This window comes from Thauera sp. K11, assembly GCF_002354895.1.
Classification (GTDB): domain Bacteria; phylum Pseudomonadota; class Gammaproteobacteria; order Burkholderiales; family Rhodocyclaceae; genus Thauera; species Thauera sinica.
The window spans coordinates 871,349-894,738 of record NZ_CP023439.1 but is presented as its reverse complement, the minus strand read 5'-3'; the positions used below and the strand labels follow the sequence as shown (position 1 = coordinate 894,738).

At 68.1% G+C, this 23,390-nt stretch carries 25 protein-coding genes and 1 tRNA gene; 6 read left to right on the top strand and 20 right to left on the bottom strand.

Going from position 1 to position 23,390, the window contains the following annotated elements:
• Positions 1 to 57: 57 nt before the first annotated feature.
• The 4 genes from phaR to CCZ27_RS04115 form a co-directional block, all read right to left on the bottom strand.
• Positions 58 to 663, bottom strand: coding sequence for a polyhydroxyalkanoate synthesis repressor PhaR (gene phaR, locus CCZ27_RS04130; RefSeq protein ID WP_096445836.1), 606 nt, complete (start codon positions 661 to 663; stop codon positions 58 to 60).
• A 123-nt stretch (positions 664 to 786) separates the two neighbouring features.
• The gene (locus tag CCZ27_RS04125; RefSeq protein WP_096445833.1) at positions 787 to 1,527 is read right to left on the bottom strand and encodes a beta-ketoacyl-ACP reductase; all 741 of its coding nucleotides are present in this window, start codon (positions 1,525 to 1,527) and stop codon (positions 787 to 789) included.
• Between the two features lie 230 nt (positions 1,528 to 1,757).
• Positions 1,758 to 2,498, bottom strand: coding sequence for an acetoacetyl-CoA reductase (gene phbB / locus CCZ27_RS04120; RefSeq protein ID WP_096445830.1), 741 nt, complete (start codon positions 2,496 to 2,498; stop codon positions 1,758 to 1,760).
• 117 nt (positions 2,499 to 2,615) lie between these two features.
• Positions 2,616 to 4,364, bottom strand: a complete 1,749-nt coding sequence (locus CCZ27_RS04115; protein WP_232516559.1) for a PHA/PHB synthase family protein — start codon at positions 4,362 to 4,364, stop codon at positions 2,616 to 2,618.
• A 108-nt stretch (positions 4,365 to 4,472) separates the two neighbouring features.
• On the opposite strand from CCZ27_RS04115, the gene CCZ27_RS04110 reads away from it, so the two are divergent.
• Complete coding sequence (locus CCZ27_RS04110) at positions 4,473 to 4,688, top strand: hypothetical protein (protein WP_096445827.1); 216 nt, start codon at positions 4,473 to 4,475, stop codon at positions 4,686 to 4,688.
• 30 nt (positions 4,689 to 4,718) lie between these two features.
• Here the strand turns inward: CCZ27_RS04110 and pgeF are convergent, their stop codons facing one another.
• Complete coding sequence (gene pgeF / locus CCZ27_RS04105; RefSeq protein WP_385960951.1) at positions 4,719 to 5,459, bottom strand: peptidoglycan editing factor PgeF; 741 nt, start codon at positions 5,457 to 5,459, stop codon at positions 4,719 to 4,721.
• Entirely contained in the window at positions 5,453 to 6,424 is a 972-nt protein-coding gene (rluD, locus tag CCZ27_RS04100; RefSeq protein WP_385960953.1) for a 23S rRNA pseudouridine(1911/1915/1917) synthase RluD, read from the bottom strand. Before rluD ends, pgeF begins: the two co-directional genes overlap by 7 nt.
• A gap of 13 nt (positions 6,425 to 6,437) precedes the next feature.
• Between rluD and CCZ27_RS04095 the strand changes: the two genes are divergently transcribed.
• The 3 genes from CCZ27_RS04095 (at position 6,438) to CCZ27_RS23915 (ending at position 8,873) form a co-directional block, all read left to right on the top strand.
• Positions 6,438 to 7,247: an outer membrane protein assembly factor BamD gene (locus CCZ27_RS04095; protein ID WP_096445820.1), complete on the top strand. Its 810-nt coding sequence runs from the start codon at positions 6,438 to 6,440 to the stop codon at positions 7,245 to 7,247.
• Between the two features lie 16 nt (positions 7,248 to 7,263).
• Complete coding sequence (locus tag CCZ27_RS04090) at positions 7,264 to 7,977, top strand: fumarylacetoacetate hydrolase family protein (RefSeq protein WP_096445818.1); 714 nt, start codon at positions 7,264 to 7,266, stop codon at positions 7,975 to 7,977.
• Positions 7,978 to 8,183: 206 nt separating this feature from the next.
• On the top strand, positions 8,184 to 8,873 hold the full coding sequence (locus tag CCZ27_RS23915) for a hypothetical protein (protein ID WP_198363384.1): 690 nt from the start codon (positions 8,184 to 8,186) through the stop codon (positions 8,871 to 8,873).
• Here the strand turns inward: CCZ27_RS23915 and aroQ are convergent.
• The 6 genes from aroQ to CCZ27_RS04050 all read right to left on the bottom strand — a co-directional run bounded on the left by aroQ (position 8,831) and on the right by CCZ27_RS04050 (position 13,976).
• Positions 8,831 to 9,268: a type II 3-dehydroquinate dehydratase gene (gene aroQ, locus CCZ27_RS04075; RefSeq protein WP_096452147.1), complete on the bottom strand. Its 438-nt coding sequence runs from the start codon at positions 9,266 to 9,268 to the stop codon at positions 8,831 to 8,833. The two genes, CCZ27_RS23915 and aroQ, sit on opposite strands and share 43 nt — an antisense overlap.
• 129 nt (positions 9,269 to 9,397) lie before the next feature.
• Positions 9,398 to 10,402 carry an AEC family transporter gene (locus CCZ27_RS04070; protein ID WP_232516557.1) on the bottom strand — a complete coding sequence of 335 codons (1,005 nt, stop codon included), beginning with the start codon at positions 10,400 to 10,402 and terminating at the stop codon, positions 9,398 to 9,400.
• A gap of 89 nt (positions 10,403 to 10,491) precedes the next feature.
• A complete protein-coding gene (locus CCZ27_RS04065) occupies positions 10,492 to 11,265 on the bottom strand; it encodes an alpha/beta fold hydrolase (protein WP_096445814.1) in 774 nt (257 codons plus the stop codon).
• 106 nt (positions 11,266 to 11,371) lie between these two features.
• The gene (locus CCZ27_RS04060) at positions 11,372 to 12,412 is read right to left on the bottom strand and encodes a type II asparaginase (protein ID WP_096445812.1); all 1,041 of its coding nucleotides are present in this window, start codon (positions 12,410 to 12,412) and stop codon (positions 11,372 to 11,374) included.
• A 170-nt stretch (positions 12,413 to 12,582) separates the two neighbouring features.
• Positions 12,583 to 12,676: transfer RNA gene (locus CCZ27_RS04055), tRNA-Ser, on the bottom strand.
• A gap of 73 nt (positions 12,677 to 12,749) precedes the next feature.
• Positions 12,750 to 13,976, bottom strand: a complete 1,227-nt coding sequence (locus tag CCZ27_RS04050; protein WP_096445809.1) for an aspartate kinase — start codon at positions 13,974 to 13,976, stop codon at positions 12,750 to 12,752.
• A gap of 337 nt (positions 13,977 to 14,313) precedes the next feature.
• Between CCZ27_RS04050 and CCZ27_RS04045 the strand changes: the two genes are divergently transcribed.
• On the top strand, positions 14,314 to 14,607 hold the full coding sequence (locus CCZ27_RS04045) for a helix-turn-helix domain-containing protein (protein ID WP_096445806.1): 294 nt from the start codon (positions 14,314 to 14,316) through the stop codon (positions 14,605 to 14,607).
• A gap of 21 nt (positions 14,608 to 14,628) precedes the next feature.
• Here CCZ27_RS04045 and CCZ27_RS04040 read toward each other — a convergent pair whose 3' ends face one another.
• Complete coding sequence (locus CCZ27_RS04040) at positions 14,629 to 15,510, bottom strand: radical SAM protein (RefSeq protein ID WP_096445803.1); 882 nt, start codon at positions 15,508 to 15,510, stop codon at positions 14,629 to 14,631.
• Between the two features lie 86 nt (positions 15,511 to 15,596).
• On the opposite strand from CCZ27_RS04040, the gene queD reads away from it, so the two are divergent.
• Complete coding sequence (gene queD / locus CCZ27_RS04035) at positions 15,597 to 16,040, top strand: 6-carboxytetrahydropterin synthase QueD (protein WP_096445800.1); 444 nt, start codon at positions 15,597 to 15,599, stop codon at positions 16,038 to 16,040.
• Between the two features lie 68 nt (positions 16,041 to 16,108).
• Here queD and CCZ27_RS04030 read toward each other — a convergent pair whose 3' ends face one another.
• From CCZ27_RS04030 to CCZ27_RS04000, 7 genes are all read right to left on the bottom strand, one after another.
• Positions 16,109 to 17,278, bottom strand: a complete 1,170-nt coding sequence (locus tag CCZ27_RS04030; RefSeq protein ID WP_096445797.1) for a DesA family fatty acid desaturase — start codon at positions 17,276 to 17,278, stop codon at positions 16,109 to 16,111.
• 84 nt (positions 17,279 to 17,362) lie between these two features.
• Positions 17,363 to 18,745, bottom strand: coding sequence for a mechanosensitive ion channel family protein (locus CCZ27_RS04025; RefSeq protein WP_232516556.1), 1,383 nt, complete (start codon positions 18,743 to 18,745; stop codon positions 17,363 to 17,365).
• A gap of 2 nt (positions 18,746 to 18,747) precedes the next feature.
• Positions 18,748 to 19,314 (bottom strand): phospholipase D family nuclease, encoded by a 567-nt coding sequence (locus tag CCZ27_RS04020; protein WP_096445793.1) that lies wholly within the window; start codon positions 19,312 to 19,314, stop codon positions 18,748 to 18,750.
• Positions 19,307 to 20,650 carry an RsmB/NOP family class I SAM-dependent RNA methyltransferase gene (locus CCZ27_RS04015; protein ID WP_096445790.1) on the bottom strand — a complete coding sequence of 448 codons (1,344 nt, stop codon included), beginning with the start codon at positions 20,648 to 20,650 and terminating at the stop codon, positions 19,307 to 19,309. Before CCZ27_RS04015 ends, CCZ27_RS04020 begins: the two co-directional genes overlap by 8 nt.
• Positions 20,651 to 20,659: 9 nt before the next feature.
• Positions 20,660 to 21,847 (bottom strand): DUF3108 domain-containing protein, encoded by a 1,188-nt coding sequence (locus CCZ27_RS04010; protein ID WP_096445787.1) that lies wholly within the window; start codon positions 21,845 to 21,847, stop codon positions 20,660 to 20,662.
• A 13-nt stretch (positions 21,848 to 21,860) separates the two neighbouring features.
• Positions 21,861 to 22,505 (bottom strand): phosphoribosylglycinamide formyltransferase, encoded by a 645-nt coding sequence (purN, locus tag CCZ27_RS04005; protein WP_096445784.1) that lies wholly within the window; start codon positions 22,503 to 22,505, stop codon positions 21,861 to 21,863.
• Between the two features lie 34 nt (positions 22,506 to 22,539).
• Positions 22,540 to 23,289, bottom strand: a complete 750-nt coding sequence (locus CCZ27_RS04000; RefSeq protein ID WP_198363257.1) for a hypothetical protein — start codon at positions 23,287 to 23,289, stop codon at positions 22,540 to 22,542.
• Positions 23,290 to 23,390 lie beyond the last annotated feature (101 nt).

The following is a 23,390-nucleotide window of genomic DNA, read 5'->3' as shown; positions in this document are numbered from 1 at the left end:
GGCCTGTCGTGATCGGCGGCCCGGGAAGCTTCCCTCCCCTGCGCCGGTGCCCTCACCTCATTTTTCGGCGCTGGCCTTGCCGCCTGCCGTCACCGAGTCGGAGGACTTGCCTTCCGCATCGGCCGGCGCGCCGTAGGACGGGAACTGGAAGCCGGAGAACATGTTGCGCGTCTGGCTCTCGAGCTGTTCCTGCATCTGCTGGAACATCTTCTTCGACTGCTCGACGTACGCACCCATCATGCTCTGCAGCGCCGGACCCTGGAAATTCAGGAACTGCGCCCACAGATCCTGCCCGATCGGGCTGTTGTCGCCGTAGATCGCGCGCGCCTGATCCTGCAGCTTGGCCTGCATGTCGGTGAACGCCTTGATGTTGCTCTCGAGGTACTTGCCCATCATCCCCTGCATGGCGTTGCCATAGAAACGGATCATGTGGGCCAGCAGGTCGCTGGTGAACATCGGGGCTCCGCCCGCCTCTTCCTCGAGGATGATCTGCAGCAGGATGCTGCGCGTCAGATCCTCGCCGGTCTTCGCATCCACGACCTGGAATTCGTCGTGGTTGAGCACCAGCTCCTTGACGTCGGTGAGCGTGATATAGGAACTCGTCCGCGTATCGTAGAGGCGGCGATTGGGATATTTCTTGATCAGGCGCGGCTGTTCGGCCATTTCTCCATCTCCTCGGCGGCGGTCGGTTCCGCTCTTGAATTTCGGTTTCATTATACCGCGCTGCGAAAACGAAACCCCGCCTTGCGACGGGGTCCGTGATCCAGCGCATGACGCACTGCTACATCAGCACATGTGCAGGCCACCGTTGATGTTGATGGTGGCACCGGTGATGTAGGCCGCCTTGTCGGAAGCGAGGTACGCGCACAGGTCGCCGATCTCGTCCGGACGGCCCAGGCGCTTCATCGGCACCGAGTCGACGATGCCCTGGCGGATGTCTTCGCGGATCGCCATGACCATGTCGGTACCGATGTAGCCCGGCGCGATCGCGTTCACCGTCACGCCCTTGGTGGCGAGTTCCGCCGCCAGCGCCTTGGTGAAGCCGAGCACGCCCGCCTTCGCGGTCGAGTAGTTGGTCTGGCCGGCCTGGCCCTTGACGCCATTGACCGACGAAATGTTGATGATGCGCCCCCAGCCGCGTTCGGCCATCTTCGCCGACACGTGGTGGGTGACGTTGAAAAGGCTGTTGAGATTGGTGTTGATCACCGCATCCCACTGCCCCTTCTCCATCTTGGGGAAGAATTTGTCGCGCGTGATGCCGGCATTGTTCACCAGCACGTCGATCTGACCGACTTCAGCTTCGATCTTGGCGACCATCGCCGCACACGATTCGTAGTTGGAGACGTCACCTTCGGCGGCAACGAAATTGAACCCGAGGTCGCGCTGGGCAGCCAGCCAGCCTTCCTTCTGCTCGAAACCCGGCAGGCAGTTGGCAACCACCGTGAAGCCGTCCTTTGCCAGCGACTGGCAAATTGCCGTGCCGAGGCCACCCATGGCGCCGGTGACGAGAGCAATCTTCTGCGACATTGTCTGATCCTTCTGGAACGGTTGTTAGCGCCGAAAAAACGCCCCGAAACACCCATACCCAAGGGGCCATTTCCGACCTTTTTGCGGCAGCGCGTCAGCTTCGCCGCCGCGGCATTATAAACGTTCCAGGCCGATGATGTTGCGTCGCAAAACAAAAGGCGGCGACTCCTGCAAAAACGGCGCGCCCCGCAGTGCGGGAGCGCGCCGTCCGCGTCCGGGCCGCCTGCGGATCAGAACATGTGCTGGCCGCCGTTGATCGAGATGTTGGCGCCGGTCACGAAGGCCGCCTCTTCCGACGACAGGTAGGCGACGAGGCCGGCGATCTCCTCCGGCTTGCCCAGGCGCGCGACGGGGATCTGCGGCAGGATCTTGGAGTCGAGGATCTCCTGCGGGATCGCCATGACCATCTTGGTACCGATGTAGCCCGGGGAGATCGTGTTGACCGTCACGCCGTTGCGCGCGACTTCCAGCGCCAGGGCCTTGGTGAAGCCGTGCATGCCCGCCTTCGCCGCGGAGTAGTTCGTCTGTCCGAAAGCGCCCTTCTGGCCGTTGACCGAGGACACGTTGATCACGCGGCCCCACTTGCGCTCGATCATGCCGTCGACGACCTGCTTGCACATGTTGAACGTGGAGTCGAGGTTGGTGCCGATCACGATGTCCCAGTCGGCCTTGGTCATGCGCTTGAAGGTCATGTCGCGCGTGATGCCGGCGTTGTTCACCAGCACGTCGACCGGGCCGACGTCCTTGGCCACCTGCTCGACGCACGCCTTGCACGAATCGAAGTCGGCCACGTCGCAGGCATAGGCTTTGAAACCGTAGCCCATGTTGTTCATGGTCTGCAGCCATTCCGCCGCCTTGGTGTTGCTCGGCGAATACGTGGTGACGACCTTGTAGCCAAGCGCGGCAAGCTTGATGCAGATTGCCTCTCCCAGACCACCCATACCACCGGTTACCAGTGCAACTCTGGACATTTTCTGCTCCTCTCCCCTAATGGGTTCTCACGGCGGGAATGATGCCTGCGGCAGCGCCCGCCATTTTCGCTGCCGCCGTCGATGACCGAAGACCCGAGCGCCTGGGGGCTGGAACGCTCAGGCCCGTTCCTTGACGTAGCGGCCCGGTGCCGGCTCGATCGGCTCGTACTTCGTGCTGCCGAGCCGGCCGCGCGCCGCGACGGCCTTGCCGCCGAACTTGCGAAGCCATTCGATCCAGTGCAGCCACCAACTGCCCTTCTGCTCGACCGCCGCCTCCAGCCATTCGTCCGGATCGGTCGGCCTCGCGTCGGAAACCCAGTAGCTGCGGCGATTCTTCGATGCCGGGTTGATGGCTCCGGCGATATGGCCGCTGGCGCCCAGCACGAAGGTCGCCTCGCCGCCCAGGAGATTGCAGGCCAGGTAGGCGCTGCCCCACGGGACGATGTGGTCTTCCCGCGCCGCCATCAGGTAGGCCGGCATGTCCACCTTGGAGAGGTCGATCTTCTGCCCCAGCATCTTGAGCTTGCCCGGCACCCGCAGGTTGTTCTCGAGATACATGTTGCGCAGATACCAGGTCAGGAAGGGGCCCGGAAGGTTGGTCGAATCCGCGTTCCAGTACAGCAGGTCGAAGGCCGCCGGCTTCTTGCCCTTCAGGTAGTTGCCCACCACGTACTGCCAGACGAGATCGTTCGCACGCAGGAAGGAAAAGACGTTGGCCAGTTCCTGCCCCTTCAGCACCCCGCCCTTGCCGATCGCCGCTTCCCTCGCGGTCACGCTCGCCTCGTCGACGAGGCAGCCCAGTTCACCGGCGTCGGCGAAATCGAGCAGCGTGGTCATCAGCGTCAGGCTGGAAACCGGCTCGACACCGCGCGCGCGCTCGACCGCCAGCGCAGACGTCAGCAGGGTGCCGCCCACGCAGAATCCGAGCACGTTGGGCTTCTTCACCCGGGTGATGGAGCGCACCACGTCGAGCGCGGCGAGTGGCCCCTTGTCCAGGTAGTCGTCCCAGGTAAGGTGGCCGCCCTCGTCCGTGCGCGGATTCCGCCACGAGACCAGGAAGACGGTGAACCCCTGCTCGACGATGAAGCGGATGAGGGAGTTCTCCGGCTGGAGATCCATGATGTAGAACTTGTTGATGCACGGCGGCACGATCAGCAGCGGCACCTGCGCAACCTTGTCGGTCAGCGGCGCGTACTGGATCAGTTGCATCACCTCGTTCTCATACACGACGGCACCCGGCGTCAGCGCCAGGTTGCGTCCGACTTCGAAGGCCGCATCGTCGGTCATCGAGATGCGGCCCTTCTCGAGGTCGGCCAGCAGGTTCTGCACGCCCTGGGTGATGCTCTCGCCCTTGGTCTCGATGGCGGCCTTGATGAACTCGGGGTTGGTGGCGGCGAAATTGCTCGGCGACATCGCATCGATGTACTGCCGGGTGAGGAACTGGATGCGCGACTTGGCGCGGCCGTCGGCCATCGGCAGTGCGTCGGCGACCTGCTTCAGAAAGCCCGAATTGAGCAGGTACGCCTGGCGGACATAGTCGAAGATCGGGCTTTCCTGCCATTCGGGCGACGCGAAGCGCCGGTCGCCCGGTTCGGGCTGCGCCACCGGTTCGGTCGGCTCGCCGGGCTTGCGCGCGAGCATCGACGACCACAAGGCCGTGTGCTGTTCGGCGAAGGTCTTCTGCATGTCGGCGAAGACTCCGGCCTCGGGCATCGGCACGCGCGGCGCGGCCACGCCGGTGGAATCCTGCATCGCGGCATGGTTGCGCGCGAGCATGTCGAAGAAATTCTGTGCCATGGCCTGGCCGGCCTGGAACATCGTCTGCAAGGCTTCCGTCGATTTGTTGTTGTCGTTCGAGGCGGACATTTCGTCTCCTGTGGCTGTTCGCCGGGGGCCTTCGATCGGGACCCCACGAGCTGGCACGATTATGCACCTGCCAACCGTCTCCGGAACACGGCGGCTACAATCCGGGCCATGTATCTGATCGCGATCGCCTGGCTGTACGTCGCCCTGCTCGCCGCCGTGGCGGAGGACACCGTAGTGGCCGGCGTGCTGACATTCGTCTTTTACGGCGCCGCCCCGCTCGCACTGGTGCTGTGGCTGCTCGGTTCGCCGGCGCGGCGGCAGCGCCGACGGGAGCGCGAGGAAGCTGGCCTGAAAGATAGAGCCGATTCCGGCGACAGGCAATAGCGCCGCGCGGGCAGCCCCGCCGGCGGGCGGTCAGCGGCCCAGCCAGACCATCGAGGCAAAGCGGCCGGTGACCCCGTCGCGGCGGTAGGAATAGAAGCGTGCCGCATCCGTATGCGTGCAGAGCCCGCCGCCATGGACGCGCAGCACGCCGATCCGCGCCAGCCGCCGGCGCGCCAGGGCGAACAGGTCGGCCATCCATTTGTCCCGACCGCGGCCAGGCGCGAACGCCGCCGCGGCGGCGGGGTCGTCCGCGAGAAACGCGGCCCTGACTTCGCCGCCGACCTCGAATGCGTGCGGACCGATGGCCGGCCCGAGCCAGGCCAGCACCGAGGCGGGCGGCACGCCCATGCGCGCCACCGTGGCCTCCAGCACGCCCGCCGCAAGGCCGCGCCAGCCCGCGTGCGCCGCCGCGACCACCGTACCCGCCTCGTCACAGAACAGGACGGGAAGGCAGTCGGCGGTCAGTACCGCGCACACCCGCTCCGCATGCCGCGCCACCGCCGCATCGGCCGTCGGCACGCCGCTGGCCGTATCCGCCTCGGCGACGGCGATGCCGTGCACCTGGTCCAGCCACACGGGTTCCGACGGCAGGACGGCCCGCAGCCTGGCCCGGTTTCCGGCGACCTCCGCCTCGCCGTCGCCGACGTGCGCTCCCAGATTCAGGCTGTCGTAGGGTGGCGGACTCATGCCTCCGGCGCGGGTCGTCACGCAGGCATGGACCTTGGCCGGCGCCGGCCAGTCGGGGCGGATCAGCGGCAAGGGATTCACCACGACGAACTCCCAAGCGCATGCAGCAGCGCCGCGAAGTCCGCCGCCATCGGCACCATCCATTCCATCGCCGTGCCGGCGGCGGGATGGATCAGGCCGAGGCGGAAAGCGTGCAGCGCCTGGCGCGGAAAGGCATCGAGACGGGCATCGCCGCAGCGGCGCATGCCATACACCGGGTCGCCGACGAGAGGATGGCCGAGATGGGCCATGTGCACGCGGATCTGATGCGTGCGCCCGGTCTCGAGCTGGCATTCGACGAGCGTGCAGCGGTCCAGGCGCTCGCATACCGCATAGCGGGTCACCGCCGGGCGGCCGCCCGGCACCACCGCCATGCGCGTGCGATGCTGCGGATGGCGGCCGATCGGCGCGCTCACCACGCCGGCCTGCCCGACCAGACCCTGCACCAGCGCGTGGTAATGGCGCTTGACGGTGCGCGCCTGCAACTGGCGCACGAGGTCGGTCTGCGCCTCCAGCGTCTTCGCCACCACCAGCAGGCCGCTGGTCTCCTTGTCCAGCCGATGCACGATGCCGGCGCGCGGCACGCCGGCCAGTGCCGGCGCATGGTGCAGCAGCGCGTTGAGCAGCGTGCCCGTCCAGTTGCCGCTGCCCGGATGCACCACCAGCCCGGCGGGTTTGTCGATCACGAGCAGCGTATCGTCCTCGAACACCACCTGGAGCGGGATGTCCTCCGGCAGTTCGGCGCTCGCCTCGGGCGGCGGGGCGGCCTCCACTTCCAGGCACTCGCCCCCCCAGACCTTGCGCTTGGCTTCGGGCGCGGCGCCATCCACGCGCACGCGCCCCTCCTTCAGCCAGGACTGCAGCCGGCTGCGCGAGTGCTCGGGGAAGAGCCGCGCCAGCGCCTGGTCCACGCGAAGGCCGGCGCAATCGGCCGGAACGGTCAGCAGGACGGACGACGGCTCGAAAGGGTCGTCGTCTTCGGCTGGGCTATAATCGCGCGGTTCATTCACGCGAGCGTTATCGATGGCTAGGTTCACCTTGGGAAGTTTAGCGGGAAATGTCGTACTGATCGGCGCCCTGCTGCTCGGCGGCTGCGGCATCCTGCCTGAAGAGATCGACGAAACTGCGGGCTGGAACGCGCAGAAGCTCTACTCCGAGGCCAAGGCATCGATGGGCGAAGGCGGCTACGACCGCGCGGTGAAGCTGTTCGAGAAGCTCGAGGCCCGCTACCCCTACGGCCGCTACGCCCAGCAGGCGCAGCTCGAATCGGCCTACGCCTACTACAAGCAGAACGAACCCGCCCTGGCGCTGGCCGCGGCCGACCGCTTCATCAAGCTGCACCCGAATCACCCCAACGTCGACTACGTCTATTACCTGAAGGGCCTGGTCAACTTCAACGAAGACCTCGGCCTCTTCGCCGGCCTGTCCAACCAGGACCTTTCCGAGCGCGACCCGAAGGGCGCACGGGAGGCTTTCGAGAGCTTCCGCGAACTGGTCACGCGCTTCCCGGAGAGCCGCTATGCCGACGATTCGAAAAAGCGCATGCAGTACCTGGTCAACTCGCTCGCCTCGCACGAAGTGCACGTGGCCCGCTACTACTACCGCCGCGGCGCCTATGTGGCTGCCATCAACCGCGCCAAGACCGCGCTGACGAGCTTTCCGCAGGCGCCGGCCAACGAGGAAGGACTGTTCCTGCTGGTCAAGAGCTACGACGCACTCGGCATGAACGACCTGCGCGACGACGCCGACCGCGTGATGCGCAAGAACTTCCCCGACAGCGTCTACTTTGCCGGCGGCCCTGCGGATACCCGTCCGTGGTGGCAGCTCTGGTAAGCCCGGAGACGGCTCCATGACCCATCCGACCTACCTGTGGCCCCCACCCTCTGTCGCGTCGCTGCCCGTCGTCGGCAGCTCGGCGCGCTACCCAGTAAACCGCATCTTCTGCGTCGGCCGCAACTACCAGGCACATGCCATCGAGATGGGCATGAAGGGCGTGGACAAGGAGGCCTCCCGCCCCTTCTACTTCACCAAGACGCCGGCGGCGCTGGTCGACAGCGGCGCGACCATCCCCTATCCGCCCGGCACGGCCGACTTCCATCATGAGATGGAACTGGTCGTCGCGCTCGGCGCGCCAGGTTTCCGCGTCGCGGAGGCCGATGCGCACCGGCTGATCCACGGCTATGCCGCGGGCCTCGACATGACGCGCCGCGACCTGCAGGCGATCGCGCGCGAAGCCGGCCGCCCCTGGGACCTCGCCAAGGACTTCGAGAACGCCGCGGTGTGCAGCGCCATCCTGCCCGCCGGCGATCTGGGCGTGCTCGACAGCGGCGCCATCACGCTCGCCGTCAATGGCGTGACCCGCCAGTCGGGCGACGTATCACAACTGATCTGGAACATCGGCGAGATCATCGCCGACCTGTCGCAGTTCTATCACCTGCAGGCTGGCGACCTGATCTACACCGGCACGCCTGAAGGCGTCGGCGCGGTCGGCCCGGGCGACCGCATCACCGGCCACATCGACCGCGTCGGCGACGTCGAGCTGACGATAGGCCCCGCCGAATAATCCGGACGCCACCGCGCGCCGGCGCTTTCCCATCGGCCCCGTCTCGTCTCCAAGGCGGGGCCGTTCCATTCGTCCGCGGCGCCTAGCAAATTCTTAGGATTCGTTGAGGCGAGATTTAGCCTCGGCCCTCCGCCCGTCCGGCCACACTGGCCTTCGCTCGCCGCGGCTCCCGCCCGGCGCGAAGCCAGGACGACAGGAGAGACGCCATGATGATCAGGAACACGCTCGCACACATCGCAACCGCCCTGCTGGCGGCCATGCCCGGCACCGCCGCCGCGGAGGCCGGCCCCGCGGCGGCGCAGACGGCGGCCGATGCCGGCACGATCGAACGCGGCCGCTACATGGTGCGGATCGCCGGCTGCAACGACTGCCACACGCCGACCTATGCGCAGACCGGCGGCCGCGTCGCCGCAGACCGGCGCGGCCTCACCATCCTGCTGTCGGCCGCCGCCTCGGCCGGGCTGATCGACGACGTGCGCCGCAACGGCGCGATCGCCGTCGTGTTCAGCCTGCCCACGGATCACCACACGCTGCAGTTCAAGGGCAGCGATGCCCGCGTCGTGCCGCTCGAACCCAGCGACGAGGCGCTGGCGGCGCGCTACGTCGGTGCCTTCGCGAGCGGACTGGAGCCGCTGGGCTACCCGGGGCGGATCATCCGGCGCCTCCTGGCCTGCCGCGTGCGCAACACGCCGCTCGCCGAAGGCATCATCGCCGGCACCGCGGCCGCAACCGCCCTGCACCCGGTCGAGCACGCCTTCGGCAGCCTGAAGGCCCCGGTGCGCCGCCTCGCCGGACCGGACGCCCCGCCGCCGGCGAGCTACCCGCTGGAGCAGGCTTTCGTGCCGGATGCCGTTCAGCGCAGTTTCGCGGCGATGAACTGCAGCGCGAGGCTGTAGCCCATCGTGCCGAAGCCGGCCATCACCGCCTCGGCGACGTCCGACAGGTAGGAGTGGTGGCGAAAGGCTTCGCGCTTATGCACGTTGGAGATGTGCACCTCGACGAAGGGGATCGCCACGCCGCCGAAGGCGTCGCGGATCGCCACGCTGGTATGGGTGTAGGCACCCGGGTTGATGAGCACGAACTTCACGCCCTCGAGCCGGGCCTGGTGGATGCGATCGACGATCGCCCCTTCGTGGTTGCTCTGGAAGCACTCCAGCTCCAGCCCCAGCTCCCGCGCCTGCGCGCGCAGGCCGTCTTCGACGTCGGCCAGCGTGGTCGAGCCGTAGATGTGCGGCTCGCGCGTGCCGAGCAGATTGAGGTTGGGGCCGTTGATGACGAGGACTTTGCTCATGTGCGACATGACTCCTGACGGGACGAAGGGCCGCGCCGGCGGCGGCCCGGCGGCGACACTTTAATGCACGCCGCCCGCCGGGCGCGCCTTCCGCTCGAACGCCACGCGCCGGATGCATGGCCTTCCGCCCTAGGCATGCATGCCGACGAGGCCGTGGGTCTTCATCACCCAGACCACCGCGCTGATGGTGAGGAAGGAAGCCACCGTGGTCGCCACCAGCGCCGCGGCCGCGATTCCCTGCTGGCCGTATTTCTGCGCCACGATCGGATAGATGCTCGCCATCGGCATGCACGCATTCAGGACCAGCGCCGCCTTGAGGGCGGGATCGAGCCCCGGCAGCGCGAGCAGCAGCAGGAACACCACGAGCGCATGCCCGCCCAGCTTGCCCGCCATGATCACGCCGATGCTGCCCGCCATGCCGCGCACGCTGAGGCTCGCCAGGGTGCCGCCGATGTAGAACAGCGCCACCGGCGCCGAGGCCGTCGCCAGCATGTCGACCGCCCGCGCCAGCGGCAGCGGAATCCGTACGGCGAGCGCCGCGCAGGCGACGCCGGCGACGATGGCCACGATCATCGGGTTGCGCACCAGATTGCCGATCACGTTGCGCAGCACCTGGCCCAGCCGCCCGCGCCCGCTGCCGCCGATCTCGGCCACCGTGAGCAGCAGCGGCAGCATGATCATGCTCTCCACCACCAGGTAGATCGCCAGGTTGGCGCTGGCCGCCGCGCCGAACAGCGGCTGCGCGATCGGCAGGCCGACGAAGGCGCTGTTCGACACCGCCATGCCCATCGCCAGCATGGCCCCCTCCTGCAGGCCGCGCCGCTTGACGAACACCGTCAGGCCGATGCCCAGCCCCGCCATCAGCAGGGAGGCGAGCGTATACGCGAACAGCGCATCGGGGTCGATCAGCGCGCCCAGCGGGCGTGGCGACAGCGCCTTGAACAGCAGTGCGGGCAGGGCGAAGCTGATGACGAACACGCCCAGCGCGCGCAGTTCGGCGGTGGCCAGCAGGCGCAGCCTCACCGCGCCGAAGCCGAGCGCGATGAGGATGTAGATCGGCCCGGTGATGGCCAGGATTTCGAACAGGCTCGCGAGCACGCCCGCCTCCATCGTGAAGGCCGCACCGGCCGGCACGGCGGAACTTCAGACGACAACGACTTGCCGAGGTGGCGCCCCGACCCGGAAACAATGGGAAAACCCGCGGAAGGCACCCGCCCGCGGCGTCAACCGCCCGCGACACGCTCCACGAAGCCGGCCACCGCGTCGATCACCGCCTGCTCCTGATCCTTGTGCGGCGAGTGCCGGCAGTCGGCCAGCTTCACCAGATCCACGTCGCGGGCCTGCGCGGCGATGCGATCGAGCTGTTCCATGGTGCCGTACTCGTCGTCCTCGCCCTGGATGGCCATGATCGGGCAGGCGATGCGCGGCAGGTATTCCTCGATGTTCCAGTCGCGGAAGGCGGGGCTGAGCCAGACGTCGTTCCACGCCCAGAAGACCGCGTCGACCTGCGCATGGTATTTGCCCAGCCGCTCCCGCAGGTCGGTGTCGAGATAGGCTTGCCGCGCCAGCCGGATGCCGTGGAGGGAGATGTCCTCCACCATGACGTGCGGCGCCATGATGGCGATGCCGGCAAGCGGCGTGCCGGTACCGCCGGCGCAGATCAGCGCGATCGAGCCGCCGTCCGAGTGCCCCAGGAGGATGGGACGCTCGATGCCCAGCTTCGCGAGCAGGGCCGGCAGCACGTCCAGCCCCTGTTCGTGCAGGTAGCGCGCGGTGCGGGGCCGCGGCTCGGGGCCCGAACGGCCGTAGCCGGCGCGTGAATACACGACCGCCTCGCAACCCGTCGCATCGGCGACCTTCTGCGGAAAGTCGCGCCACATCGAGATCGAACCGAGCCCTTCATGCAGGAACACGATGGGCGGCGCACCCTCCCGTGCATGCGCGGAACGCAGGCGCACGTATTCGAGTTCGACACCATTGATGCTGACGGTCTTCATCCGGCCTCCCCTGGCTGTTGGCGATGGGGCGCCATTATCGCCCACATGCCGCCGGCACGCTCCGCGGCGGCGCCGGACGCGTGCGCCGTGCGCCCGGCGGATGGGATCAGTAGCGGCGGAAACATTCGCGGATCGCATCCGTGTCCCGCGTGACGCACAAGGCCAGCATCAGCAGGAGCCTCGCCTTCTGCGGGTTGAGGGAGTTCGCGGCGATGGTGCCGAGCACCGCATCGTCGGCGGAATCGGTCACCACCCCCTGCCCCACCCGGCTCGCGCGCACGAAGGCCACGCCGTGGCGCTTCGCCTCCTCCGCCCCCTGCCGCGCCGACGGCGACAGGCTGCCGTTGCCGGTGGCCGCCAGCACGATGCCCCGCGCTCCGGCCGCGATCGCCGCGCGATACAGGTGCGTGCCCGCGCCCAGGTGGTCGAAGATGATGTCGACCTGCGGCAGTTCGCCGATGTCCGCCAGCGAGAACTCGCTGTGTACCGTGTGCCGCCGCGTCGGCGCATTGAAGAAATGCACCACGCCCCCCGCGATCTCGCCCAGGCTGCCCTGCTCCACGGAGAAGAAGGCGTCGGTGGCGGTGGTATGCATCTTGGTCACGTGGCGCGCCGCGCCGATGCGGTCGTTGAGCATCACCAGCACACCCTTGCCGGCCGCTTCCGCACAGGTCGCGAGGCGGAACGCATTGAGCAGGTTCAGCGGGCCGTCGGCGCTGAGCGCGCTCGCCGGACGCATCGCGCCGACGATCACCACCGGCTTGGCGCTGTCCAGCACCAGGTTGAGGAAATAGGCGGTCTCTTCCAGCGTATCGGTGCCGTGGGTGAGCACCACGCCATCGATCCCATCGTCGTCGAGCAGCGCCTGGACGCGGCGCGCGATCGCGAGCAGCCCGGCGTCGTCGATCTCGTGGCTCTCGACGTTCATCAACTGTTCGCAATGCACCTCGGCCAGTTCGCGGACCTGCGGCACCGCCGCCAGGATGGCGTCGACGCCCTCGGTGACCCGGTAGTCGTGCAGTTGGACCGCATCCCGCGCGGACGCGGCGATGGTGCCGCCGGTGCCAAGCAGCGCGATGCGGGGAAGCGCCGCGGGCAGCGGCGACGGGAAAGCGCCGCCCGCGGGCGGCAGCGAGTCCGGATGCATCGTGTCGTCTCCTCGAACGCTCGTACCGTCGCCGCCCTGGAAAGCCCTGCTCCGCCGGCTTGCGGCGTGGCGCTGGACCTTTCGCCGGACGGAGGTTCGGCGATCGGCGGCAGCCGGAGGCGCAAAAAGAAAACGCCCGGGCCGATCGACGGCCCGGGCGTATGTTCCGTTGGCGGAGACGGAGGGATTCGAACCCTCGATGCGAGTTTTAGCCCGCATGCTCCCTTAGCAGGGGAGTGCCTTCGACCTCTCGGCCACGTCTCCTCAAAGAAGGCGCGATGATAGCGAGTCGCCGCGCCCCGGTCAAACGCTAAGGCCGCGATCCGCGGCCGCCCGGTCAGGCGGCCAGATCCAGGCCGAAAGCCTTGTGCAGCACGCGTACCGCCAGTTCCAGGTATTTCTCGTCGATGACGACGGAAATCTTGATCTCGGAGGTGGAGATCATCTGGATGTTGATGCCTTCCTCGGCCAGCGTGCGGAACATCCTGGAGGCCACCCCCGGGTGCGAGCGCATGCCGACGCCCACCACCGAGACCTTGCAGTTGGTCTTGTCGGCCTCGACCGCGCGGGCGCCGATGTGGGTCTTCACGCCTTCGAGAACCTTCACGGCCCTCTCGAGATCGGCGCGGCCGACGGTGAACGAGAAGTCCGTCGTGCCGTCGTGGCCGACGTTCTGGATGATCATGTCCACGTCGATGTTGGCATCGGCGACCGGCCCGAGGATCTGGTAGGCGATGCCGGGCTTGTCGGGCACGCCGAGCACGGTGAGCTTGGCTTCGTCGCGGTTGAAGGCGATGCCGGAGATGACGGGCTGTTCCATGTTGTTGTCTTCCTCAACGGTGATGAGCGTGCCCTCGCCTCCCTCTTCGAAACTGGAGAGGACGCGCAGCTTGACCTTGTACTTGCCGGCGAATTCCACCGAGCGGATCTGCAGGACCTTCGAGCCGAGGCTGGCCATTTCCAGCATCTCCTCGAAGGTGATCGTGTCGAGCTTGCGGGCTTCGGCGACGATGCGCGGGTCGGTGGTATAGACGCCATCGACGTCGGTATAGATCTGGCACTCGTCGGCACCGAGCGCGGCGGCCAGCGCCACGCCGGTGGTGTCCGAGCCGCCGCGGCCGAGCGTGGTGATGCTGCCGTGCTCGTCCACGCCCTGGAAGCCGGCGACGACGACGACCTTGCCCTCGTCGAGATCCCGGCGTATCGGCGCTTCGTCGATGTTCAGGATGCGCGCCTTGGTGTGCATCGAGTCGGTCAGGATCTTGACCTGCGCGCCGGTGTAGCTCTTTGCATGCACGCCGATGTCCTCGAGGGCCATGCACAGCAGGCCGATCGTGACCTGCTCGCCCGTGGAGATGACGACGTCCAGCTCGCGCGGATTCGGATTCGCGGCCACGTCCTTCGTCAGCGCGATCAGGCGATTGGTCTCGCCACTCATCGCGGACACGACCACCACCACCTGATGCCCCTCGGCACGGAACTTCGCGACCTTGCGCGCGACGTTCTTGATGCGGTCGGGGCTGCCTACCGAGGTACCGCCGTACTTCTGAACTATCAGTGCCATCGCTGTATCCAAGTGCTTGTGGATAAAGCCTCGGATTCTAGCGAAAGGCGGAGTTTTTTGCAGGAATCCGGAAACTGAGGACGCCCGCCAGGCCCCGTGCGGCGGATGCGGTACGGAACCGTGCCGCCCGCACCCGACGATGGTCATATTTCACACCGGAACGCGAATATTGCCTGCGATTAACCCGCAACGCGGGCTAATGCACATTGAATTTATGCGAAAGGGTGATCTATACTTAGGCTGCAATACAACTTTAGTAGTATTAATCCCATTGACAGCGCTTACCGCCGGAGCATGCAAGAGCCGGCTGCGCAGGTCACATCGATAGGACGAAATCATGAAAGGCACCGACAAGATCGACGTTCGCGAAATCCGCCGCAAGCTCGGCCTGAACCAATCGCAGTTCTGGTCGAAGATCGGCGTGACGCAAAGCGGCGGCTCCCGCTACGAAAGCGGCCGCAATATCCCGCGCCCCGTGCAGGCCCTGCTGCGACTGGTGCATATCGAGCAGATCGACATCGACAAGGTCAAGAAGGACGACGTGGATGTCGCGGAATACCTGAAGGCGACCAATCCGGATCTGTACAAGTCGCTCAAAAAGGAAGCCCGCGCGAAGCGCAGGGAACGCTGACCCTCGCGCTTCGTCGAGCCATCAAGGGCTGACGCGGACCGTCAGCCCTTCTTTTTTGATGCGCTCGCCGATGGCTTCGAGATCTTCGGGCGCAAGCGGCGACAGCCGCACCGCCTCGGGCTGCATCGACGGCCGCGCGATGCCGTAGAGCAGCACGCCGCGCAGCCGGTGGATGCCGGCCTGCCGCAGCACCTCGAGATAAGCCTCCACGTCGTCGTCCGACGGCGCCGCGCCGTCCCAGCGGAACATGCAGGTCTGCACCCAGGTGGCGCACAGTCCGGCGCAGCGCGCGAGATGGCGCGCCAGCACATCCGGCGCGAGGTGGACGCCGTTGATCCGCTCGATCGCCGCCGTCGTGCCGGCGTCCACCTTGAACCAGACCTCGCCGCCCGCCTCGCCCAGCCGGCTCACGCCCTGCTGCACGCGGGCCTGCGCCATCAGGCTGCCGTTGGTGATCAGGCGCACGGGCACCGGCTCCGCGTCCGTCCGTGCGCCGAGGCCAAATTCGTCACGCAGCGCGAGCACGCGTTCCACCACCTGCGGAAACGCCTCCGCGCTCGTCGGCTCGCCGTTGCCGGAAAACGCGATGTCGCAGATCACGCGTGCGCCTTCGGGCGCAAGGCGCCGCAGCCCGTCGCCATGTACGAGATCGTGCAGGAAGCCGCGCAGTTCGGCTTCGAGCACTTCCAGATCGATGACGGGCGCCTTGCCGCGCACGAGGCCGGGCACCTGGCAGTAGGCGCAATGCCAGTTGCAGGCATTGTTCGGGTTGAGGTTGATGCCGACCGACACGCCGCCGGCACGCCGCGACAGCACCGGATAGACGTAGGTCAGGCCGGCGAGATCGCGGTCGTGATCGCGCACCGAAAGCGGCCGGGCAGCGCGGGAGGAGTCGGAAATCATCGTTTGCTCAATCACTTGCAGATGCGCCCCGGCGGTCCGGGGCGGCGGAAATGGTATAATCCGCGCCCCTTCAGCAGAGGTTCGCCATGCGCATCACCCGCCGTCTCGAATTCGATGCCGGACACCGGATCCCGGATCACGCCAGCCAGTGCCGCCATCTGCACGGCCACCGCTATGCGATCGAGGTCACGCTGTCGGGCGAGATCATCAAGGCCGACGGGCTGCCGGTCAATGGCATGGTGATGGACTTCGCCGACGTCAAGCGGATCGCGAACGAACTGGTGGTCAGCCAGTGGGACCACGCCTTCCTGGTCTATCGCGGCGACACCCTGGTCGCCGACTTCCTCGCCAGCGTGCCGGGCCACAAGACGGTGGTGCTCGACGTCGTGCCCACCGCCGAGAACCTCGCCGCCGAAGCCTTCCGCATCCTCGACCCGGCCTACCGCGACACCTACGGCAACCATCTGCGCCTGGAACGGGTGCGGCTGTACGAAACGCCCAACTGCTGGGCCGACGCGGTCCGCGGCTGAACCGCGGCGGCCGCGCGAAGCGGCACCGCCGCTGCAATCCGAGGGTCCGGCAGGCCCCGACCCACCGATCACGCCGCGTAGCGACGCAGCCGCAGCGAAAACTCCTGCAACTGCTGGATGCCGCTCTGCTCCGCCCGCGCCACCCAGTCGTGCAACTGCGCCAGCAGTTGCTCGCGGGTCGCGTTGGAGCGCGCCCACAGCGCAGTCAGTTCCTCGCGCATCGTGACCACGGTGGTCAGCGCCTGGCTGTGCGCGACCACGTCGCGCAACTGTTCCTTCTCGCCGTCCTTGAGGTGGCGCTCCTCGCCCGACAGCACCCAGCGCTTGAGCGCGGTGACGTCGAAGCGGCCGGCGTGGCTCGCCTTCAGGCGCTCGACCTCGTCGGCGCAGACGCGCCGCAGCGAGGCCATGTAGCGCGTCATGACGTCGTAGCGGTGCGTCACGATGGCCTGCAGCGTTTCGAAATCGGGCGTCAGCTTGAGTTCGCCGAAGCGGGGCGTCGGGATGATCTTCTTGGCCCTGGCCAGGCGCAGCATCTCGAGCAGGCGGATGTACATCCAGCCGATGTCGAACTCGTACCACTTCGCCGACAGCTTGGCCGAGGTGGCGAAGCTGTGGTGGTTGTTGTGCAGTTCCTCGCCGCCGATCAGCACGCCCCACGGCACCAGGTTGCGCGAGGCGTCGGCGCAGTCGAAGTTGCGGTAGCCCCAGAAATGGCCCACGCCGTTGATCACGCCGGCCGCCCAGAACGGAATCCACGCCATCTGCACCGCCCAGATCGTCAGGCCGACGGGGCCGAAGGCGACGAGGTCGATGATCATCATGATCGACACACCGGCCACCGAGTGGCGGTAGACCTTGCGTTCCAGCCAGTCGTCCGGAGTGCCGTGGCCATAGCGCTGCAGCGTCTCGGCGTTCTTCGCTTCGGCGCGGTAGAGTTCGGCGCCCTGCCACAGGACCTTGCGCAGGCCGCGCGTCTGCGGGCTGTGCGGATCGTCCTCGGTTTCGCACTTGGCGTGGTGCTTGCGATGGATGGCCGCCCATTCCCTGGTGACCATGCCGGTGGTGAGCCACAGCCAGAAGCGGAAGAAATGGCTGGCAACGGGATGCAGCTCGAGCGCACGGTGCGCCTGGTGGCGGTGCAGGAAGATGGTGACCGAGGCGATGGTGACGTGAGTCAGCGCCAGGGCCGCCAGGACGTAGCCCCACCAGGGGAGATCGAACAACCCGCTGTACATTCTTGAAAATATCCTTTCGATTGAAAAACTTGCCGCTTCGATTCTACTCGAAAGCGGCCACGGGACCGGCGCGCCGCATCCCGCTCAACTCGCCGGCCCGGCGGCGATCGCGGCCGGCGGCCCGTCCTCCGCCGTGCCGGCGCTCACCGCGACCGCCCCGAGCACGCGCACTTCGCGCTGCGGGAAAGGGATGCTGATCCCCTCGCGCTTGAAGCGCCGCCACACTTCCATGTTGATCGCCGACGTGATGCCCAGCGTGCCTTCCTCGGGATCGGCGATCCAGCACAGCAGCTTGAGGTTGATGCCGCTCTCGCCAAAGTCGGAGAGAAAACCCTTCGGCGCCGGCTGGTCGAGCACCCGCGAATGTGCTCCGGTCACTTCGACCATGATCTCCAGCGCCCGTTCGATGTCCACTTCGTAGCCCACCTGGATCGAGATCGGCAGCATGACCTTGGTGTCGTTCAAGGTCTCGTTGCGCACCACCGAACCGACCAGCGTTTCGTTCGGGATGATGGACTCGATGCCGTTCGCCGCCTTCACCACCGTGTAGCGGGTGGTGATCTCGCTCACGACGCCGCGCTCGCTGCCGACGGTGATCAGGTTGCCGATGCGGATCGAGCGGTCGAGCAGGATGATGAAGCCCGACACGTAGTTGGCGGCGATCTTCTGCAGGCCGAAACCGAGGCCCACGCCGAGCGCGCCGCCGAACACCGACAGCGTGGTCAGATCGATGCCCACCATCGGCAGCGCGATCAGCACCGCGACGACGATCAGCATGGCCCGTGTGATGCGCGTCAGCACGGTGCGCATGTTGAGGTCCATGCCGGCCGCGGCGACGATGCGCCGCTCCAGCAGGCCCGCCACCCACAGCGCGACGAGCACCGTCAGCAGGACCATCGCCATGCCCTGCAGGACGAGCCACAGCGACAGCTTCTGGCTGCCGATCGAGAAGGACACCGCGTCCAGCGCGTCGATCACCTCCGGCAGCCAGCCCACGATGTGCAGCGCGACCACCGACCAGACCAGGCCGGCGAAGGTCTTCTCGAAGCCGCCCAGCCAGCTCGACGCGCCCCCCGCCGCCTGCCGCACCGTATAGACGACGAAGCGGATCACCGCCATCGAGCCCAGCAGGGGCATCGCCAGATCGAGCAGATGCACGTTGTGATAGCGCGCCAGCACGGGGCGCACGATCACCACGAAGATGAGCGCCGACAGCGGGAACACCACCCGGCGCAGCCCGCTGCGGCCGAAGCGCCGTGCGGCGCTCACGTCCTCCCCGGCCCCCGCCGCGGTATGCTCGCGCACCATGCGCAGGACGAACCAGGCGCCCAGCAGGCACAGGAGCAGCGCGCCCACCTGCCACAGCACGAAGGGGTCGTGCAGGTCTTTCCAGATGTTCTTCAGTAGTGCGGCGAATTCGGCCACCATGGCATCGTCGGCCGGCGGAGTCGTTGCGGGTTCTGCCATCGTCATGGGCTCCAGGGTAGTCGGGTGATCGGGGTGGCCTCGGCGCGATGCCGCCGCCAGTTGTCGCGATAGGCGTCGGCCAGCGTGCAATGCCCGCGCAGCACGAGCAGGTTCTCGGCATTGCGGTTCTGCGCCGACCAGGTGAAGTTGTACGAACCGGTGACCACGGCGCAGCCCGGTCCGTCGGCATCGACGATCAGCAGCTTGTTGTGCGCCGCGTTGTATCCGGTTTCCAGCGCCACCGGAATGCCGGCCTCCAGCAGGCGCGGCAGCGCGTTTCCCGTGCCGCGGCGGTTCATCTGGGCGTCGGCCAGCACTTCGACCCGCACGCCGCGCCGGCTCGCCGCAACCAGCGCATCGGCGATCCTGCGGCTGGTGAACGCATAGGCTTGCACCAGCAGCGTACGCCGGGCCCCGCCGATGACGCCGATCAGCACCCCTTCGGCATCGTCGCGCGGCGAGAACGCCACTTCGACCTCGCCGCGCGCGGCGAAGCGCTGGCTGGCCGCGGCGGACCCGGCGACGGCGAACGCCAGCAGGCATGCTGCCAGCCGGCGCCGCTCAGGCATCGGCGCGCTCCAGCACCGCGGCGAAGAAGCCGTCGGTGTCGTGCATGGCCGGCGACAACCGCAGGCGCTCGCCGGTCGCCAGCGCCACGCCCTGCTTTTCCAGCACCGCCTGGGCGGACGACTGGTGGAATTCCGGGTGGGCGGCGAGGAAGGCGTCGACCACGCCATCGTTCTCCTCCGCCAGCAGGCTGCAGGTGGCATACACCAGGCGGCCGCCTGGCCGCACCAGCCGCGCCGCGGCCGCGAGTATGGCGCCCTGCTTCGCCACCATCTCGTCCACGGCGGCCGCGCTCTGGCGCCACTTCAGGTCGGGATTGCGGCGCAGCGTACCGAGCCCGCTGCAGGGGGCATCGACCAGCACGCGGTCGGCCTTGCCGGCCAGGCGTTTCGCCTTGGCATCGTTCTCGTGCGCGATCAGCACCGGATGCACGTTGCTCAGCCCGGCGCGCGCCATGCGCGGCTTGAGTTTCGCCAGGCGCTTGTCCGACACGTCGAAGGCATAGAGCCGGCCGGTGGAGCGCATCATCGCGCCCAGTTGCAGGGTCTTGCCGCCGGCGCCGGCGCAGAAGTCGACGACCAGTTCGCCGCGCTTGGGCTGCACCAGCAGGCCGAGCAACTGGCTGCCCTCGTCCTGCACTTCGAAGCTGCCGTCGAGGAACAGCGGGTGCTTCTGCAGCGCCGGCTTGCCGGCGAGGCGGATCGCCTGCGGCGACAGCGCGCCCGACCTGGCGGCGATGCCGTCCTCGTCCAGGCGGGCGAGCACCGCGTCGCGGTCGGCCTTCAGCAGATTCACCCGCAGGTCCAGCGGCGCCGGCCGGTTCAGGCTGCGGGCCAGCGCCAGCAGCGCGGCCTCGTCGTGGGTCGCCAGCAGGCGCGCGGCCAGCCAGTCCGGCAGGTCAGCGCGCTCGGCCAGCGTGCCTTCGCCCGGTTCCGCGGCCTTGATGCCGGCCAGCCAGTCGCGTTCGGTGGCCGATGCCAAGCCTTCGAAGGCCCGCATCGGCCAGCCCTCGCCGCGCGCGAACCAAGCGAGCAGCAGTTCGCGCGGCGTGGCGCGGTCGCCCGCCAGGCGGCGCAGCCAGCGCAGCCGGCGCAGCACGCCGTACACCGCCTCGGCGATGAAGGCGCGGTCGCGATGGCCGAGTTCGCGGTTGTCGCGGAAATGGCGCGACAGCACGGCGTCGGCCGGATGCTCGAAGCCCAGCACGGCACCCAGCGCCTGCGTCGCCTGGATGAAGAGCACGCGCGACACCGCGCCCTCGGCCCTGCCGGCGCCACCCGCCTTGTCCGCGGCAGCCGGCCTCGTCGCCGTACGCGCGCCCTTGTCGTGTTTTTCCATGTCGTCCCGTCAGTTGCGGTAGATGTCTTCCTGCAGGCCGGGGGCGGGCCTGGGCTCTTCCTTGAGTTCGATCATTTCCGGCTCGCCCGCGGCCGCCACGCTGGCCGCGGCGGCCGCGGCTTCCTCGCCCGGCGGCGCCAGCCGCAACTGGATCGCCTGCTGGTCCAGGGATTCGCCGTCGCCATCGACCAGGCGGATGCGTACCGGCAACATGCCGTAGTTCTTCGCCAGCCAGATGTCTATCGTCAGGCTGCCGTCGCTCGCCTGCGCCCTCAGGTGCAGGGTGTCGAGCCGGCCGATCGGCAGCCTGGCGTTTTCGCTGCCCACCGCCTCGAGCAGCGCGGGCTTGGCGCCCTTGTTGCTCACCACCGTGATCGTCTTCGGCAGCCCGGCCGCGCCGACGATGCCGATCTGGTGCCACAGGCTCAGCACGTCCTGGTCGCCGGGCCGGATGTCGGCCGAGCGCCGCTCGCGGCCGTCGCGGCGGATGCTGACGCGCCCGCCCGCCCAGTCGAATTCCGCACTCTCCGGCCGCTTGCCGCCCTGCTCCACGGTGAAGCGCAGCGGCTTGAGCCCCTGCGGCCCGAGTTCGCCCTCGCTGCGCTGCACGTAATGCAGGCTGCGCATCAGCCCGACCAGCCCGGTGGTCTGCAACAGGGTTTCCATGCGGTAGCTGTGCTCGTCGTGCGACCACTGGTGCCGGGCCTGCCCGACTTCGAATCCCTTGTCGCCCATGAACACGCGGAACACGATGCTGCCGCGGTCGGGCCAGCCTTCGGCATCCACGGCATCGGCGCGAACGCCCTCGTCGGCGGCCGCCATCTCCGCCGGGACGTCCGCCGCTTCCTCCGGCACGGGCGCGGAAGGCTCGGCAGCGCCGGATGGCGCATCGGGCATCGCGTCGCTCTGCGTGGCGGTCGGAGCCGCCAGGGCGACCGGGGCCGGCGCAGGCGGCGCCTTGGGCTTCGCCGGCGGCCGCGGCTTGGGCACGGGCCTGGCTTGCGGCGCCGCGGCAGCGGGGGCGGGCGGTACCGGCGCCGGCACGGCGACGGGCGGCGGCTCGATCAGCCGCGCCTGCATGACCGGCGGCAGTTCGGGCTCGACGCGCGGCGCGAACGCCAGGTCGCCGCCCGCCAGCAGCGCGCCGTGCAGCAGGACCGAGATCCCCAGAGCGGCGATGGCCGTGCGTCGCATCATCGGGCTGCGTCGCTCAGCATTCGAGCGCGGGCACCGTCCAGCCCGCGACGACCGGCAGTTCGCCGCGCAGCCGCACCCGCCCGTCGGCCCCCAGGCCCAGCCTGCCCTCGGCGAACCAGCGCACCGCCTGCGGGTAGATGCGGTGCTCCTGCGCGAGCACGCGCGCGGCCAGGGCCGCCTCGTCGTCGTCCGGCAGCACCGGCACCGCCGCCTGCACGACGATGGGGCCGCAATCGAGCGTCGGCGTCACGAAGTGCACCGTCGCGCCATGCACCCGCACGCCGGCCTCCAGCGCCCGCCGGTGCGTGTGCAGACCGGGGAAGGCCGGCAGCAGCGAGGGATGGATGTTCATCAGCCGGCCGGCGTAGCGGCGGACGAAGTCGTCGGTGAGCACGCGCATGAAGCCGGCGAGCACGACCAGGTCGGGCCGGTAGCCGTCTATGGTCTCGGCCAGCGCGGCATCGAACGCGGTGCGATCGGCGAACCCCTTGTGATCGACCACCGCGCAGGCGATGCCGTGCGCGGCGGCGAAGTCCAGCCCGGCCGCATCCGGCCGGTTGCTGACGACCGCGGCGATGCGCACGCCGGGAACGGCCGCGCGGACGATGGCCTGCATGTTGCTGCCACGGCCGGAGATCAGGATGACGATGGACTTCATTGGAAAACTGGCACGATGATGATTGCCGGCGGGCTCAATGCACCGGCAGGAATACGGCGGTCGCCAGGTTCTGGACCACGCGGGTGACCGTGCGTTCCGTCTGTTCCTCGACGACGTCGGCGAGCGTGTCGAGCGAGCCGATGATGCGGCCGAACTCGCGCTCGAAGCTCAGGTTGGCGGCGGAACCGGCTGCATCTCCCGTCTGGTTGGACAGCAGCAGCGCTCCGCCCCGCTCGTCGCGGGCGGCGGAGAGCTTCCACGCCGCGATCTCGATGTTGCGGGCCGCATTGTAGAGGTGCTGGGCCGCAAGAGCATCCAGGATGAAGAATTCTTCCCTGTCGCCGAAGGCCGTCTGCACCATGCTGCCCAGGCCGACGACGAAAGCCTGGACGCGGTCGCCGCGGAATTCCGGATGCAGCGCCACGCGCAGCGCCTCGAGGTCGCGGCGGTTGCCCAGCGCCTCGAAACGCCAGTGGTGCTGCTCGTCGAAGATGCGCGCCACCGCGGCCTCCAGGCTGTCCGCCCCCGACTTGCGCCACTCGCGCGGATTGCGCTTGTACAGCCTCACCGCGAGCCGGCGCAGGCTGGCGAAGATCTGCTGCTGATGCGCTTCCGCCACGCGATTGAGGTCGGTCTTGAGCAGATGCTGCGGCGCGTAGCTGGACAGCTTGCCGGCCTTCGGCGCCGAACCCGGCGACGAACAGCCCGTCAGCACGCCGGCCAGCACCCACACCGCGATCCGGCAGCCGGCCGGAACAGACCCCCTGCCTGCTGGACGGAACATCGGCTGGCACCCTCTGCGTGGTTTTGCCGGCATGATACCGGAGCCGCGGCGGCGGGTCTGCGCATCGCATACCCGTATAATTCCCGGCTTGCCCCACGGAC